Annotated in this window: 13 protein-coding genes and 1 tRNA gene; all 14 read left to right on the forward strand. The window is 55.7% G+C overall.

Going from position 1 to position 14,931, the window contains the following annotated elements; genetic code table 11:
• The 14 genes from nuoH to rpsO all read left to right on the forward strand — a co-directional run bounded on the left by nuoH (position 1) and on the right by rpsO (position 14,902).
• Positions 1–1,053, forward strand: coding sequence for an NADH-quinone oxidoreductase subunit NuoH (nuoH, locus tag ACHZBF_RS03835; protein ID WP_051302739.1), 1,053 nt, complete (start codon positions 1–3; stop codon positions 1,051–1,053).
• A gap of 13 nt (positions 1,054–1,066) precedes the next feature.
• Positions 1,067–1,558: an NADH-quinone oxidoreductase subunit NuoI gene (nuoI, locus tag ACHZBF_RS03840; RefSeq protein ID WP_029135005.1), complete on the forward strand. Its 492-nt coding sequence runs from the start codon at positions 1,067–1,069 to the stop codon at positions 1,556–1,558.
• 34 nt (positions 1,559–1,592) lie between these two features.
• Positions 1,593–2,192 (forward strand): NADH-quinone oxidoreductase subunit J, encoded by a 600-nt coding sequence (locus tag ACHZBF_RS03845; protein ID WP_029135006.1) that lies wholly within the window; start codon positions 1,593–1,595, stop codon positions 2,190–2,192.
• Between the two features lie 11 nt (positions 2,193–2,203).
• Positions 2,204–2,509, forward strand: coding sequence for an NADH-quinone oxidoreductase subunit NuoK (nuoK, locus tag ACHZBF_RS03850; protein ID WP_029135007.1), 306 nt, complete (start codon positions 2,204–2,206; stop codon positions 2,507–2,509).
• A gap of 2 nt (positions 2,510–2,511) precedes the next feature.
• Positions 2,512–4,500: an NADH-quinone oxidoreductase subunit L gene (nuoL, locus tag ACHZBF_RS03855; protein ID WP_029135008.1), complete on the forward strand. Its 1,989-nt coding sequence runs from the start codon at positions 2,512–2,514 to the stop codon at positions 4,498–4,500.
• Positions 4,501–4,519: 19 nt separating this feature from the next.
• On the forward strand, positions 4,520–6,037 hold the full coding sequence (locus tag ACHZBF_RS03860) for an NADH-quinone oxidoreductase subunit M (RefSeq protein WP_029135009.1): 1,518 nt from the start codon (positions 4,520–4,522) through the stop codon (positions 6,035–6,037).
• A 31-nt stretch (positions 6,038–6,068) separates the two neighbouring features.
• Positions 6,069–7,505 carry an NADH-quinone oxidoreductase subunit NuoN gene (nuoN, locus tag ACHZBF_RS03865; RefSeq protein ID WP_273441101.1) on the forward strand — a complete coding sequence of 479 codons (1,437 nt, stop codon included), beginning with the start codon at positions 6,069–6,071 and terminating at the stop codon, positions 7,503–7,505.
• 185 nt (positions 7,506–7,690) lie between these two features.
• A tRNA-Met gene (locus ACHZBF_RS03870) sits at positions 7,691–7,767 on the forward strand.
• 672 nt (positions 7,768–8,439) lie between these two features.
• Complete coding sequence (gene rimP, locus ACHZBF_RS03875) at positions 8,440–8,898, forward strand: ribosome maturation factor RimP (protein ID WP_029135011.1); 459 nt, start codon at positions 8,440–8,442, stop codon at positions 8,896–8,898.
• A 14-nt stretch (positions 8,899–8,912) separates the two neighbouring features.
• Positions 8,913–10,415, forward strand: a complete 1,503-nt coding sequence (nusA, locus tag ACHZBF_RS03880) for a transcription termination factor NusA (protein WP_029135012.1) — start codon at positions 8,913–8,915, stop codon at positions 10,413–10,415.
• A gap of 21 nt (positions 10,416–10,436) precedes the next feature.
• Entirely contained in the window at positions 10,437–13,115 is a 2,679-nt protein-coding gene (gene infB / locus ACHZBF_RS03885; RefSeq protein WP_029135013.1) for a translation initiation factor IF-2, read from the forward strand.
• An 18-nt stretch (positions 13,116–13,133) separates the two neighbouring features.
• On the forward strand, positions 13,134–13,514 hold the full coding sequence (gene rbfA, locus ACHZBF_RS03890) for a 30S ribosome-binding factor RbfA (protein WP_029135014.1): 381 nt from the start codon (positions 13,134–13,136) through the stop codon (positions 13,512–13,514).
• Positions 13,514–14,422: a tRNA pseudouridine(55) synthase TruB gene (gene truB, locus ACHZBF_RS03895; RefSeq protein ID WP_029135015.1), complete on the forward strand. Its 909-nt coding sequence runs from the start codon at positions 13,514–13,516 to the stop codon at positions 14,420–14,422. Before rbfA ends, truB begins: the two co-directional genes overlap by 1 nt.
• Before the next feature lie 210 nt (positions 14,423–14,632).
• Positions 14,633–14,902, forward strand: coding sequence for a 30S ribosomal protein S15 (gene rpsO, locus ACHZBF_RS03900; RefSeq protein ID WP_029135016.1), 270 nt, complete (start codon positions 14,633–14,635; stop codon positions 14,900–14,902).
• Positions 14,903–14,931 lie beyond the last annotated feature (29 nt).

The following is a 14,931-nucleotide window of genomic DNA, read 5'->3' on the forward strand; positions in this document are numbered from 1 at the left end:
ATGGATTCATTGATAACTTTCTGGGAATGGCTGGGCACAAATCTGATCGTTCTGCAGATCCTGATTAAAATCGTGGTGATCGTCGCGCCGCTGATGCTCTGCGTGGCCTACTTTACCTACGCGGAGCGCAAGCTTATCGGCTACATGCAGGTGCGTATCGGTCCCAATCGGGTTGGCCCCAAAGGCTGGCTGCAGCCGATCGCCGATGCTGTCAAGCTGATGTTCAAGGAGATCGTGATCCCGACCAAGGCCAACAAGGTCCTGTTCCTGATCGCGCCCCTGTTGACCCTGGGCCCGGCGCTGGCCGCCTGGGCGGTGTTCCCGTTTTCCGATGGCCTGGTGCTGGCCGACCTGAACGCCGGACTGCTCTATATTCTGGCCCTCACCTCGATCGGTGTGTATGGCGTTATCATCGCCGGTTGGGCCTCCAACTCCAAGTACGCCTTCCTGGGCGCGATGCGCTCGGCGGCGCAGATCGTGGCCTATGAGATCGCCATGGGCTTTGCCCTGGTCGGCGTGCTGGTGGCCGCAGGCAGTCTTAATCTCGGCGAGATCGTGCGGGCACAGCAGAGTGATGCCGGTATCTTTGGCTGGTTCTGGTTGCCGCTGTTTCCGCTGTTCCTGATCTATTTCATCTCCGGTGTGGCCGAGACCAATCGCGCTCCGTTTGATGTGGCCGAGGGTGAGTCGGAGATCGTCGCCGGATTCCATGTGGAATATTCCGGTATGCCGTTTGCCGTATTCTTCCTCGGTGAATATGCCAACATGATCCTGATCTCCGCCCTGACAGCGTTGTTGTTCCTGGGCGGCTGGCTGTCGCCGCTGCCCGCAAGCTGGGTGGACGGCGTGTTCCTGCTGGGTGACGGGATTCACTGGCTGTTCCTGAAGACCGCTTTTGCCGGCTTCTTCTTCCTCTGGTTCCGCGCCACTTTCCCGCGGTATCGCTACGACCAGATCATGCGCCTGGGGTGGAAGGTATTCATTCCGATCACTATCGTCTGGATTCTGGTGGTCGGGGTCATGGTCGTCTACCGATTTGCCTGGTTTAGCTGAGGTTGGATGAAAGATGAAAATGCTGAGCGATTACATCAAAAGTCTGGCCATGCTGGAACTCCTCAAGGGTTTGAGGGTGACCGGCGGATACCTGTTCAAAAAGAAATTTACGGTTCAGTATCCCGAGGAGAAGGCTCCGATCTCTCCGCGTTTCCGGGGGCTGCATGCCCTGCGGCGCTATGAGAATGGTGAAGAGCGTTGCATTGCCTGCAAACTGTGCGAGGCAACCTGTCCGGCGGTGGCAATCACTATCGAGGTGTCACCACCGCTGCCAGACGGGTCACGGCGGACCTCACGCTATGACATCGACCTGTTCAAGTGCATCTTCTGCGGTTATTGCCAGGAGGCGTGCCCGGTTGACGCAATTGTCGAAACACCGATTTACGAGTACCACTTTGAAAACCGTCAGGACGCTGTCATGACCAAGGAAAAGCTGTTGGCTGTTGGTGATAAACATGAGGCGGCCCTGGCTGAATGCATTCGTGCAGACGGCAAGTATCGGTAAAAGTGGTTTTTAAAAACTGAAACTGGAATAACCCATGACATTCGAGAAGTTTGTCTTTTATCTGTTTGCGGCCATCCTGGTGTTTGCTGCCACCATGGTCATTACGCGGCGCAATCCCGTGCATTCGGCCCTGTTTCTGGTGCTGGCGTTTTTCTCCAGTGCCGGCATCTGGCTACTGGCGGAGGCGGAGTTTCTGGCGATTGTGCTGATTCTCGTCTACGTCGGCGCGGTCATGGTGCTGTTCCTGTTCGTCGTGATGATGCTGGACATCGATCTCGCCACGCTGCGGGCCGGGTTCATCCGCTATATGCCGGTTGGCGCGCTGGTGGCCCTGGTGATGGCGGTCGAGATCTTTATGGTAGTGGGTCCGGCAAACTTCGGACTGGATAAGGTGCCGGCGCCGGTGGCACAGCCAGCCGGCTACAACAACACGGAAGAGTTGGGTAGCGTGCTCTATACCGTCTACATGTATCCCTTTGAAGTGGCGGCCGTGATTCTGCTGGTAGGTATCATCGCGGCCATCGGATTGACCATGCGCAGACGCCCTGAGACCAAGTATCAGAATCCGTCCCTGCAGGTTCGTGTGAAAAAGGCCGATCGCCTGCGGGTGATCAAAATGGATGCAGAGGATTGATTGGAGCCGACATGATTGCACTTTCAGACTATCTCATACTCGGCGCAATACTGTTTTCACTCAGCGTCACGGGCATATTCCTGAATCGGAAAAACGTCATCATTCTGCTCATGTGTGTGGAGTTGATGCTGCTGGCTGTAAATATGAACTTTATCGCCTTTTCACATTTTCTGGGTGATACCGCCGGACAGGTGTTTGTGTTCTTTATCCTGACCGTGGCGGCGGCGGAGGCGGCTATCGGCCTGGCGATTCTTGTGGTGCTGTTCCGCAACAAGCGCACCATTAATGTTGAAGATCTGGATACTCTCAAGGGTTAAGCATGGACAAGATATATCTCCTTATCGTGCTGGCGCCCCTGATTGGCGCAATCATCGCCGGCTTTATGGGCTCGCGTATCGGTCGCGCCGGCGCGCACTGGATCACCAGCGGTGGCGTTGGCCTGTCGATGCTGCTGTCATTCTATGTGTTGCTGCAGTTTATTAACGGCACAACCGGTATTTATAACGACAGCGTCTACACCTGGATGGTGAGTGACGGCATTCGCATGGAGATCGGTTTCCTGGTGGACCAGTTGACCGCCATGATGATGGTGGTGGTGACCTTCGTCTCGTTCTGCGTGCATATCTACACCATTGGTTACATGGCGCATGACGAAGAGAACTGGCCAAAGGGCAGCCTGGCCGGCAGCAACAGTTATCAGCGTTTCTTCAGCTATATCTCGCTGTTTACCTTCTCCATGTTGATGCTGGTCATGTCCAACAACTTTCTGCAGCTGTTCTTCGGCTGGGAAGCGGTGGGCCTGGTCTCCTATCTGCTGATCGGATTCTGGTCGGTACGGGAAACTGCGGTATTCGCCAACCTGAAGGCGTTCCTGGTCAATCGTGTCGGCGACTTTGGCTTCATCCTGGGAATCGCTGCGGTTGCCATGTATACCAACAGCCTGGATTATGCCGAGGTGTTCAAGCTGGCTCCGGGGCTGGCGGATACCCAGATCACCCTGTTCGGGGATAGCGCCTGGTCGCTGATGACGGTGATCTGCATCTGCCTGTTCATCGGCGCCATGGGCAAGTCGGCACAGGTACCGCTGCATGTCTGGTTGCCGGATTCGATGGAAGGTCCGACACCGATCTCCGCGCTGATCCATGCCGCCACCATGGTGACGGCCGGTATTTTCATGGTGGCGCGCATGTCGCCGCTCTATGAGTTGTCCGAGACAGCGCTGACCTTCGTGCTGGTTATTGGTGCTACCACGGCCCTGTTCACCGGCCTGATCGGCGTGGTGCAGAATGACATCAAGCGGGTGGTGGCCTATTCGACCCTGTCCCAGCTCGGTTACATGATGGTAGCCCTGGGCGTTTCCGCCTACGCGGCCGGTGTATTCCATCTCATGACCCACGCCTTCTTCAAGGCACTGCTGTTCCTGGCAGCCGGTTCGGTCATCATCGGTATGCATCACGACCAGGATATCCGCAACATGGGCGGTATCCGTAAGTATATGAAGATCACCTGGATCACCTCGCTGATCGGTTCACTGGCTCTTATCGGCCTGCCGGGCTCGTCTGGATTCTTCTCCAAGGATGCGATTATCGAGGCGGTGCACCACTCCACCATTGCCGGCTCCGGGTATGCCTATTTTGCTGTTGTCTCGGGTGTGTTCATCACGGCACTCTACAGTTTCCGTATGTACTTCCTGGTGTTCCATGGCAGCGGCCCAAGGGACGAGCATGCCAGGGCGCACCTGCATGAGTCACCCAAGGTGGTGACTTGGCCGTTGATAGCTCTGGCCGTGCCGTCGCTGTTCATTGGTATGTTCACCGTGGGCGACATGGTATTCGGTGACTGGTTCAAGGATGCTCTCTTTGTCCTGCCTGAGCATAACACCCTGGGCCAGATTGAATTCCATGGCACCTGGGCCTTCTTCACCCACGGCATCTTCGGACTGCCGACCCTGTTGGCAGCTTCGGGGGTGGCGGTAGCCTTCATCTTCTACATGAAGAAGCCGGCGCTGGCTGTGGCCTGGAAGAAGCGCTTCGAGAGCGTGGGTATCTACCAGATACTGGACAAAAAATACGGCTTTGACGAAACCTATCAGGCGCTGTTTGCCGGGGGTAGTCGGGGCATCGGAAACCTGTTGTGGAGCATGGGCGACAAGGGGCTTATTGACGGCCTGATCATCAATGGCTCCGCCCGGTCGATCGGTCGCTTCGCTGGCTGGGTTCGTAACATCCAGACCGGTTATCTCTTCCATTACGCAATTGCCATGATTCTGGGTCTGCTTGTTCTGCTGACCTGGTTCGTGATCGCTTAAGAAAGGTAGGACGCATCGCATGTTAGCAGACTGGCCCATTCTCAGTTTGACCATCTGGTTGCCAATCGTTGGTGGCTTACTGGTTCTCGCAAGTGGAGACAAGGCAGCCAATGCCACTCGCTGGACGGCTCTGACCTTTGCGATCCTCACGTTTATTGTGAGTCTGCCGCTCTACTCAGGGTTTGACTCGACCACTGCCGGCATGCAGTTCGTTGAGCGTGCGAGCTGGATCGAACTGTTCAAGATCGAGTACTACCTGGGTGTTGACGGTATATCCATGCCGTTGATCATCCTGACTACCTTCATCTCGATTTTTGTAATCATCGCCGGCTGGGAGGTCATTCAGTACAAGCCTTCCCAATACATGGCGGCGTTTCTGATTATGGAAGGGGTCATGGTCGGTGTATTCTCCGCACTCGATGCCATGCTGTTCTATGTGTTCTGGGAAGCCATGCTGATTCCGATGTTTCTGATTATCGGTGTCTGGGGCGGGCCGAACCGGGTCTATGCGACTATCAAGTTCTTCCTCTACACCTTCTTTGGTTCGGTGTTCATGCTGGTCGCCCTGATCTACATGTATTTCCAGGCCGATAGCTTCGATATCCTGGCCTTCCATGACCTGAAGATGGGTCTGGATGTACAGATCCTGATCTTTATTGCTTTCCTGCTGGCGTTTGCCGTCAAGGTGCCCATGTGGCCGGTGCACACCTGGTTGCCGGATGCGCACGTAGAGGCGCCGACCGGTGGCTCGGTCATTCTGGCGGCCATCATGCTGAAGATCGGCGGCTACGGCTTCCTTCGGTTCAGCTTGCCGATCACGCCGGATGCAAGCAATCACCTGGATTGGCTGATTATCACCATATCCCTCATTGCCATCGTTTACATCAGCTTTGTGGCGCTGGTGCAGCAGGATATGAAAAAGCTGATCGCCTACTCATCCATCGCGCACATGGGGTTTGTGACGCTGGGTTTCTTTATCGTGTTCATGATCGCGCAGAATAGTAATGCCAGCGGCGGTGCGATACTGGGCATGGAGGGCGGCATGGTACAGATGGTATCGCATGGCTTCATCTCCGCGGCGATGTTCCTCTGTGTCGGTGTGTTGTATGACCGCATCCACAGTCGTCAGATCGCCGATTATGGTGGCGTGGTTCACACCATGCCGATCTTCGCGGGCTTCATGGTGTTTTTTGCCATGTCCAACGCTGGGCTGCCCGGTACCTCAGGATTTGTTGGTGAGTTCATGGTGATCCTGGCCAGTTTCCGCGCCGACTTCTGGTTTGCCTTCCTGGCCGCCACAACGCTGATTGTCGGTGCCGCCTATACGCTGTGGATGATCAAGCGCGTTGTGTTTGGCGCGGTGGCAAACGACAAGGTCGCCGCACTGCAGGATATCAATGGGCGCGAGTTCCTGGTGCTCGGCTCCCTGGCGGCCGCCGTGTTGATTCTGGGTCTCTGGCCCGCGCCGCTGGTCGAGGTGATGGACGTCTCGATCGCCAACCTGTTGAAACATATTGCTGTAACAAAAATACCCTAACCGGCCCTATTCAAGGAATTGGTGAGATTCGATGCAATTTGATACATCCAGCCTGATACCGGTATTACCGGAGATCTTTATCCTGACGGCGGCCTGTGTGGTCCTGGTGGTGGATCTGTTCCTAAAAGATGAGCAGCGGGTAATCAGTTACGGCATGACGCAGATCAGCCTGTTGCTGGCCATTGTTATCACTCTGATGACGGCGCCGGCGGAAACACGCATTGTGTTTGATGGCAGTGTGGTGAGGGATGGCATGAGTGACATACTCAAAATCGCCATTTTTATCATCAGTGGCGGCGCCTTCCTCTACTCCAAGGAGTACCTGCGGGACCGGGATCTGTTCAAGGGTGAATACTACGTTCTGGGCCTGTTCGCCGTGCTGGGCATGATGGTGATGGTTTCGGCCAACAGCTTCCTCACGGTCTATCTCGGACTGGAACTGCTGGCGCTCTGCTTCTATGCACTGGTGGCCTTCAACCGGGATTCTGAAGATGGCTCTGAAGCGGCAATGAAGTATTTTGTGCTGGGTGCGCTGGCCTCCGGCATGCTGTTGTACGGTATCTCCATGATCTATGGCGCCACCGGCTCAATCGGCTTCCAGGCCGTTAGCGAAGGGTTGGCCAATCCGGATGTCAACAAGATGGTATTGGTGTTCGGGCTGGTGTTCGTGGTGATCGGGCTGGCGTTCAAGTTTGGCGCTGTGCCGTTCCACATGTGGGTGCCGGATGTCTACCAGGGGGCACCGACTGCGGTGGTGACCTTCCTGGGCAGTACCCCAAAAATTGCCGCCTTTGCGCTGGCCATGCGCATGCTGGTGGATGGTCTGGGGGGGCTGCATGGAGACTGGCAGTATATGCTGGTGATTCTGGCGATACTCTCGATGGGTGTGGGTAACGTATTCGCCATCGCGCAGGGTAACATCAAGCGCATGCTGGCCTATTCAACCATCTCCCATGTCGGCTTTATCCTGCTCGGTATTCTCGCAGGCACCAGCAAGGGCTATACCGCCGCCATGTTCTACAGCATCGTCTACGCCATCATGGCACTCGGCGCCTTCGGCATCGTGATGCTGCTTAGCCGTCGGGGCTTCGAGGCCGAGAACCTGGAAGACTACAAAGGTCTAGGCGAGCGTAGCCCCTGGTTCGCCGGAATGATGCTGCTGGTCATGTTTTCCATGGCGGGCGTACCGCCTACCGTCGGCTTTTTCGCCAAGATGTTTGTGCTGGAGGCGGTCATCAGTATCGATATGACCTGGCTGGCCCTGGTGGGCGTATTCTTCTCCATCATCGGTGCCTTCTATTACCTGCGCATCGTTAAACTGATGTACTTTGACAAGCCTGTGGATGAGACGCCACTGACAGCGGGTATGGATACACAGATTGCCCTGACGATAAACGGACTTTCCATGCTGGTCCTGGGCATGTTCCCTGCCAGCCTGTTGTCTCTCTGTGCGGCCGCATTCGGATAGCTGCTACGGAAATTTTTCTGCCATTGCCAATCAAGGCCCTGTCCCGGTGACAGGGCCTTTGGTTTTTTATAGGGTTGAAAAGGGCAGGGAAATGTGCGTGATGACGGATAATTCGCTGAATGCAATTATTTAAACAGAGAGGGGTTGTCAAAGTGTTTTCATCTGCGTATTATCTGCGCTCCAGATGCGGGGTGGAGCAGTCTGGCAGCTCGTCGGGCTCATAACCCGAAGGTCGTAGGTTCGAATCCTGCCCCCGCTACCAAACAAGAAAAGGGTCGCCAAAGTGCGGCCCTTTTTCTTTTTTCGAAAACAGGACGTTCGAACCTACGACATCCAGACGGCAGGTTCGACAAGCGCCGCAGGCGTGCAGCACGAACGCGAAGCGTGAGTTATCCTGCCCCCGCTACCAAACAAGAAAAGGGTCGCCAAAGTGCGGCCCTTTTTCTTTTTTCGAAAACAGAACGTTCGAACCTACGACATCCAGACAGCAGGTTCGACAAGCGCTGCAGGCGTGCAGCGCGAACGCGAAGCGTGGGTCATTCTGCCTACTACAAAACAGGACAAGGATCGCCCAGGTACGACCCCTTTTGATGATTCCGGTCGCAGTCACAGAGTTACCATCTATTTTCGATGCAGGAATGAAGTCAGTTTGGAAAGTGACGCTGCCATCCCTGCTGGCAGGTCTTGTCTGCCAGGTTGGCTAAAGGCGTAGCCTAACCATCGCCCTCCAGCCGATTGCATGACGAGCGTCTCACGGGTATAATCAGCGCGATTCGGTAGCCGGCATGACGGTTAGCAATGAAAAATCAGTAAATTCATTGCGTTAAGAAGGACCCCGTCTGGGGTTTTTTTATTGGTGTCGCCGGCCAAAGGTCGGCTACCTGTGTACTTGGGCCAATGGCCCTTTTTTTGTTTCTGGTTTTTATTGGCGAATATGGCGGGCGCATCTGAAAACTTGATCGAGATTGTCCGGGGGGCGGTTGAGCCTCTTGGGTATGAACTGGTGGGCGTAGAGTATCTGAGTCAGGGAAGGGGCGGGTCGCTACTGCGTATCTATATTGATCATGAAGAGGGGATTGGCGTGGATGATTGTGCCACGGTCAGTCACCAGGTCAGTGGGGTGCTGGATGTTGAAGATCCGATCAAGGAAAACTACAGCCTTGAGGTTTCGTCACCAGGACTGGATAGACCGCTGTTTTTTGAAAAGGATTATGTGCGATTTGCCGGTCAGAAGATCAGTGTCCGGTTGCGTACGAAGCTGCATGACAGGCGACGGTTTGAAGGCGTCCTGAAGGGCGTTCTGGATGGTATGGTCCTGGTGGTTGTGGACGGCGAAGAGACTGCCCTGCCGCTGGATATGATTGATAGAGCGCGATTAGTGCCTGAATTTTGATTGGGTTGAGACAGATGAATAAAGAGATTCTACTGGTCGTTGATGTCGTGTCCAATGAAAAGGACATCGAGAAAGAGATTATTTTCGAGGCGATCGAGTATGCGCTCGCTTCTGCCACGCGAAAAAAACACGGAGGCGATATCGGGGTACGTGTTCAGGTGGATCGCGTGACCGGTGATTACTCCAGTTTCCGTCGCTGGGAAGTTATTGAAGAGGTAGAGGCCGGTGAAGAGCTGAATCCAGAGAAAGAGATTCTGCTTGAAGATGCGCGTAAAACTAATCCGGATATTCAGGTGGGCGATTTCATTGAAGAACCCATGGATTCTATTGCCTTTGGCCGAATTGCAGCGCAAACCGCCAAACAGGTAATCGTACAGAAAGTGCGTGAAGCGGAACGGGCCAAGGTGGTCGAGGCGTACCAGGAGCGCATCGGTGAGCTGGTGACCGGCATCGTGAAACGGGTGGATCGGGGCAATGTGACCCTGGACCTTGGTGGTAATGCCGAGGCAATCGTGCTGCGCGACCAGATGATTCCTCGCGAGCCGGTACGCTCCGGCGATCGGGTCAGGGGCTATCTCTATGAGGTGCGCTCGGAACAACGTGGTCCCCAACTGTTCGTCAGCCGGAGCTGTCCGGAGTTGTTGATTGAACTGTTCAAGCTGGAGGTGCCGGAGGTCGGTGAGGGACTGATCGAGATCAAAGGTGCCGCGCGTGATCCGGGTCTGCGGGCTAAAATTGCGGTCAAGACCAATGACCAGCGCATCGATCCGGTTGGTGCCTGTGTCGGTATGCGCGGTTCCCGCGTACAGGCGATTTCCAATGAGCTTAATGGTGAGCGGGTGGATATTATTCTTTGGAATGATAATCCTGCCCAGTTTGTGATCAACGCCATGTCTCCGGCCGATGTCGCCTCCATTGTGGTGGATGAGGATTCCGGCAGCATGACCGTTGCGGTCAGCGAGGACAATCTCTCCCAGGCCATCGGTCGCGGCGGTCAGAACGTGCGGCTCGCCAGTGAACTGACTGGTTGGGAACTGAATGTCATGAACGAAACCGACGCCGAGGCCCAGAGCGAGGCCGAGGTGCGCGAGTTTGTCGACAACTTCATGAAGCAACTTGATGTGGATGAAGAGGTGGCGATGATTCTGGTGCAGGAAGGCTTTACCACGCTGGACGAGGTGGCCTATGTACCGATCAGTGAAATGCTGGAAATTGAAGAGTTTGACAAGGAGATCGTCGACGCCTTGCGTGATCGAGCCAAGGAGATCCTGCTGACTCAGGCGATCGCCAAGGAAGAGGCAATGGGTGAGGGTCCGGCGGAAGATTTGCTCGGCATGGATGGGATGGATTCAGACCTGGCCTACGAAATGGCAAGCCGGGGAATCATCACCATGGAAGATCTGGCGGAACAGTCGGTTGATGAATTGATGGTTATTGATGGTATGGACGAGGAGAAGGCGGCGCAGTTGATTATGGCTGCACGTGCCCCCTGGTTCGCGGATGAGCAGCAGAGCTAAGGTTGCCGGAGGTACTTTCCTATGAGTGATGTAACGGTAAGGCAGCTCGCAAAAGATGTTGGTATTGCAGAAGAGCGCCTGCTTACCCAGCTGAAAGATGCCGGGGTTATTAAAAACAGCGCTGATGATCAGGTCAGTGTATCTGAAAAGGCACAGCTGTTAGGGCATCTGCGGGAAAGCCATGGCAAGAAGGATGATGAAGCCTCATCCGGCGGCCCACGGAAAATCACCCTGAAGCGTAAAACGGTCAGCGAGTTGCAACAGCCGGCGGCAGGTGGTCGGGGACCGGGTGGCAGAGGTGCGGTGCGAACCGCGGGCAAGACCGTGAGTGTTGAGGTGCGGCGCAAGCGCACTTACGTGAAACGTGGCTCAGCCAGTGAAGATGAGAAGACCCTGCAGGACGCCGAGGCGGCACGCAAGGCGCTGGATGAACAAGCGACAAAACGACAACAGATTGCTGCCGAAGATCAGGCGCGCCGTGACGCCGAAGATGCGCTGAGACTGGCCGAGCTGGAAAAGGTCAGGGAAGAAGAGAACAAGCGTCTGGCGGAAGAGGCCCGGCTACGGGAAGAGGAAGAGAAACAGCGGCAGGCGGAGCAGGAAGCGGCACGTCTGCTGGAAGAGCAGGAGCGTAAAGAGCGCGAAACGGCTGAAGGCGGTAAAAGCAAGCCCAAAGCGGAAGAGAAAGTCGCCGCACCTGTCGAGGCTGAAGTCATACCGGTTCCAGAGGCGGAAGAGCGTCCAGTCAAGCGAACAGGTCATAAGAAAGAGACTCGCGCGCACGCCGGGCGTGGGCGTAGCGACGATGACGATAGCGATAGCCGGAAAAAGCTCCATGTCTCCGCTGATAAGCGGGGACGTCGGAAAGGCAAGGCCGGACGTGGCAAGGTGAGTTCTTCCCAGGCAGATTCGCAGCACGGCTTCGTCAAGCCAACTGCACCCATGGTGCGGGAAGTGGTGGTGCCGGAGAGTATCACTGCAGCCGAACTGGCCTCGCAGATGTCCATTAAGGCAGCTGCCGTCATCAAGGAGCTGATGAAGATGGGCATGATGGTTACCATCAACCAGCCCCTGGATCACGACACGGCTACCCTGGTAGTTGAAGAGCTGGGCCATGTGCCGGTGACCAAGAAAGACGATAGTATCGAAGCTCAGGTGATGAGCTCGCTGGACGATGTCCAGGGCGAATTGGTGCATCGCGCACCGGTTGTCACCATCATGGGACATGTTGATCATGGCAAAACCTCACTACTGGATTACATCCGTAGCAGCCGCGTGGCGGCTGGTGAGGCAGGTGGTATCACCCAACATATCGGCGCCTACCACGTGGAAACTGATCGCGGCATGATTTCGTTCCTGGATACTCCGGGACACGCGGCATTTTCTGCCATGCGCGCGCGCGGCGCCAAGGTAACGGATATTGTGGTGCTGGTGGTGGCGGCGGATGATGGTGCCAAACCGCAGACAGTTGAGGCCATCCAGCACTCCAAGGCGGCCGGTGTGCCGATGATCATCGCCATCAACAAGATGGATAAACCGGAAGCCAACCCGGACCGGGTCAAGCAGGAACTCACCCAGCATGAGGTGATTCCGGAGGATTGGGGTGGCGATACCCAGTTTATCGAAGTCTCCGCTAAAACGGGTGACGGTGTGGACAGTCTGCTGGATGCGATCCTGCTGCAGGCGGAAGTGCTTGAGCTAACCGCCGTTGAAGACGGACCGGCCCGCGGTATCGTGGTTGAATCCAGTCTGGACAAGGGCCGTGGCCCGGTGGCAACAATTCTGGTTCAGTCCGGCAAACTGCAAAAGGGCGACATGCTGGTGTGCGGACAGGAGTTCGGCCGGGTGCGGGCGCTGTTGGATGAAAACCGCCAGCCAATTGAATCGGCCGGCCCCTCGATTCCGGTTGAGGTACTTGGACTCTCGGGCGTGCCGAATGCCGGTGACGAAGTGATTGCGGTAGCCGACGAGCGCAAGGCGCGCGAACTGGCATCGGTTCGTCAGGAAACCAATCGTGATAACCGGCTGGCAGCTCAGAAGGCAGCCAAGCTGGATGAGTTCTTCTCCAAGATGACCGAAGGCGACGTCGGTGTTATTAACCTGATTATCAAGGCCGACGTACAGGGCAGTGTCGAGGCGTTGCGCGAGTCGTTGCTCAAACTGTCGACCGACGAAGTGAAGGTCAAAGTGGTCGCCTCTGCGGTCGGTGGCATTAACGAAACCGATGTCAACCTGGCGGCTACTTCGGACGCCTTCATGATCGGTTTCAATGTGCGTGCCGATGCGGCTGCGCGTCGCGCAGCGGAAGATCGCGGTCTGGATATTCGTTACTACAGTATCATCTATGAAGTGATTGATGATGTGAAAAAGGCGTTGTCCGGTCTGCTTTCTCCAGAAGTCAGGGAAGAGATCGTCGGTCTGGCCGAGGTGCGCGATGTGTTCCGCTCATCCAAGCTCGGTGCCATTGCCGGTTGCATGGTGGTTGAGGGCGTGGTCAAGCGTAACAATCCGATTCGTGTGCTGCGCGAGAACGTGGTGATCTACGAAGGGGTTTTGGAATCGCTGAGAAGGCTCAAGGATGATGTTACCGAGGTGAAGGCAGGTACCGAGTGTGGTATCGGCGTGAAGAACTACAATGATGTCAAACCGGGTGATCAGATCGAAGTCTTTGAACGCACCGAAATTGCCCGTCATCTCTGATTCTGAACGAACAAGCCGATGGCACGCGAATTTAAAAGAACCGACCGGGTGGGTGCGCAGATTCAGCGTGAACTTGCCGAGCTGGTGCGCACCAGCTTCGACAGCCGCAAAATAGGCATGGTCACCATACAGGCGGTAGAGGTGGTGCGGGACTTTTCCCATGCCAAGATCTATTTCACCTTTCTCGGTGGTGAACTCGATCAACGTGGTGTCAGCAAGATGCTGAAGCAGGCGGCACCCCGGTTGCGCCATGAGCTGGGGCAGCGCATGCGCATGCGCACCGTACCGGAACTGCACTTTGTGCACGATGAGTCGATTGAGCGGGGTAGCCGGCTTACGTCGCTGATTGAGCAGGCGGTAAAGTCGGATCATCCGGATCATGATGAGAATGACGACTGATGGGGCGTAGAAGTCAGCGTGGACGCCATGTCCAGGGTATTCTGCTATTTGATAAACCGCTGGGCGAGAGCTCCAACAAGGCGCTGCAGAAGGTCAAGAATATCTATTTTGCCAGCAAGGCGGGCCACACCGGCAGTCTTGACCCACTGGCCACCGGACTGTTGCCGATCTGCTTTGGTGGCGCCACCAAGGTTTCGGCCTTCCTGCTGGATGCCGACAAGCGCTACTGGGTACGCATCAGACTGGGTGAAACCACCTCCACTGGTGATTCCGAAGGGGATCTGCTGGAGCGGTGCTCGACGGAGGCGGTGAACGCCGAACAGATTGCCGCTTCACTGGAAAATTTTCTCGGCGAGATCGACCAGATTCCTCCGATGTATTCGGCCCTGAAGCATCAGGGCGAGCGACTCTACAAGCTGGCGCGAGACGGTGTCGAGGTGGAGCGGGAAGCGCGTCGGGTGACTATTCATGAGATCCGGCTGCTCGGCTGTGATCTGCCGGAATTCGAACTGGAGGTCCACTGCAGTAAGGGGACCTATATCCGCACACTGGCCGAGGATATCGGTAAGTCGCTGGGTTGCGGTGCCCATGTGGTGGGCTTACGACGCACCCAGGTTGGACCGTTTTCGGGTGAAAACATGGTAGATATGGTGACGCTGCAAGCGATCGCCGAACAGGGCAGGGAGGCATTGGATGCGCTGCTCCTGCCGGTGGACAGTGCCATCATGGATTGGCCAGAAGTGCGGTTGAGTTCTGACAGCACCTTTTATCTTTGCCAGGGGCAGCCGGTAATCGTGCCCAAGGCACCCACGAAAGGACGGGTGCGAATCTATGATGACAAAGACCGGTTTATTGGTGTTGGTGAAATACTGGATGATGGGCGGGTGGCGCCAAAGCGGATGATTTAGCGAACGGATATAGTCTGTTAATGCCTGAATAAGGCAACGGCAATTGATTGCCACTCTAAAACCCATCATAATCCCCCGTTTACAGATCCCGCGCGGCTCAGCCAGGCTGTTCGGTGATCATAAACCGCCCGCATCAGCGGGTTAAAGTCCGCCCCTGATCCCACTTGTCGGGCGCGGATTTCTTAATTTGACTACAGTGAGGAAACGAAAATGGCATTTAATGCAGAACAGAAAAAGGCGATTGTTGAAGAATATGCGCAGGGTGCGAACGACACCGGTTCCCCTGAGGTGCAGGTAGCCCTGTTGACCGCTCGCATCAACCAGCTTACCGAGCATTTTGCTGCTCATAAACACGATCACCACTCCCGGCGTGGACTGGTGCGCATGGTGAACTCTCGCCGCAAGCTGCTGGACTATCTGAAGTCCAAAGATGTTGAACGTTATCGCTCACTGATTTCGCGTCTAGGCCTGCGTCGCTAACCCGAACCTGAACCAAAATTGAGGACACT

Source organism: Sedimenticola selenatireducens (assembly GCF_963675335.2).
Lineage (GTDB): Bacteria > Pseudomonadota > Gammaproteobacteria > Chromatiales > Chromatiaceae > Sedimenticola > Sedimenticola selenatireducens.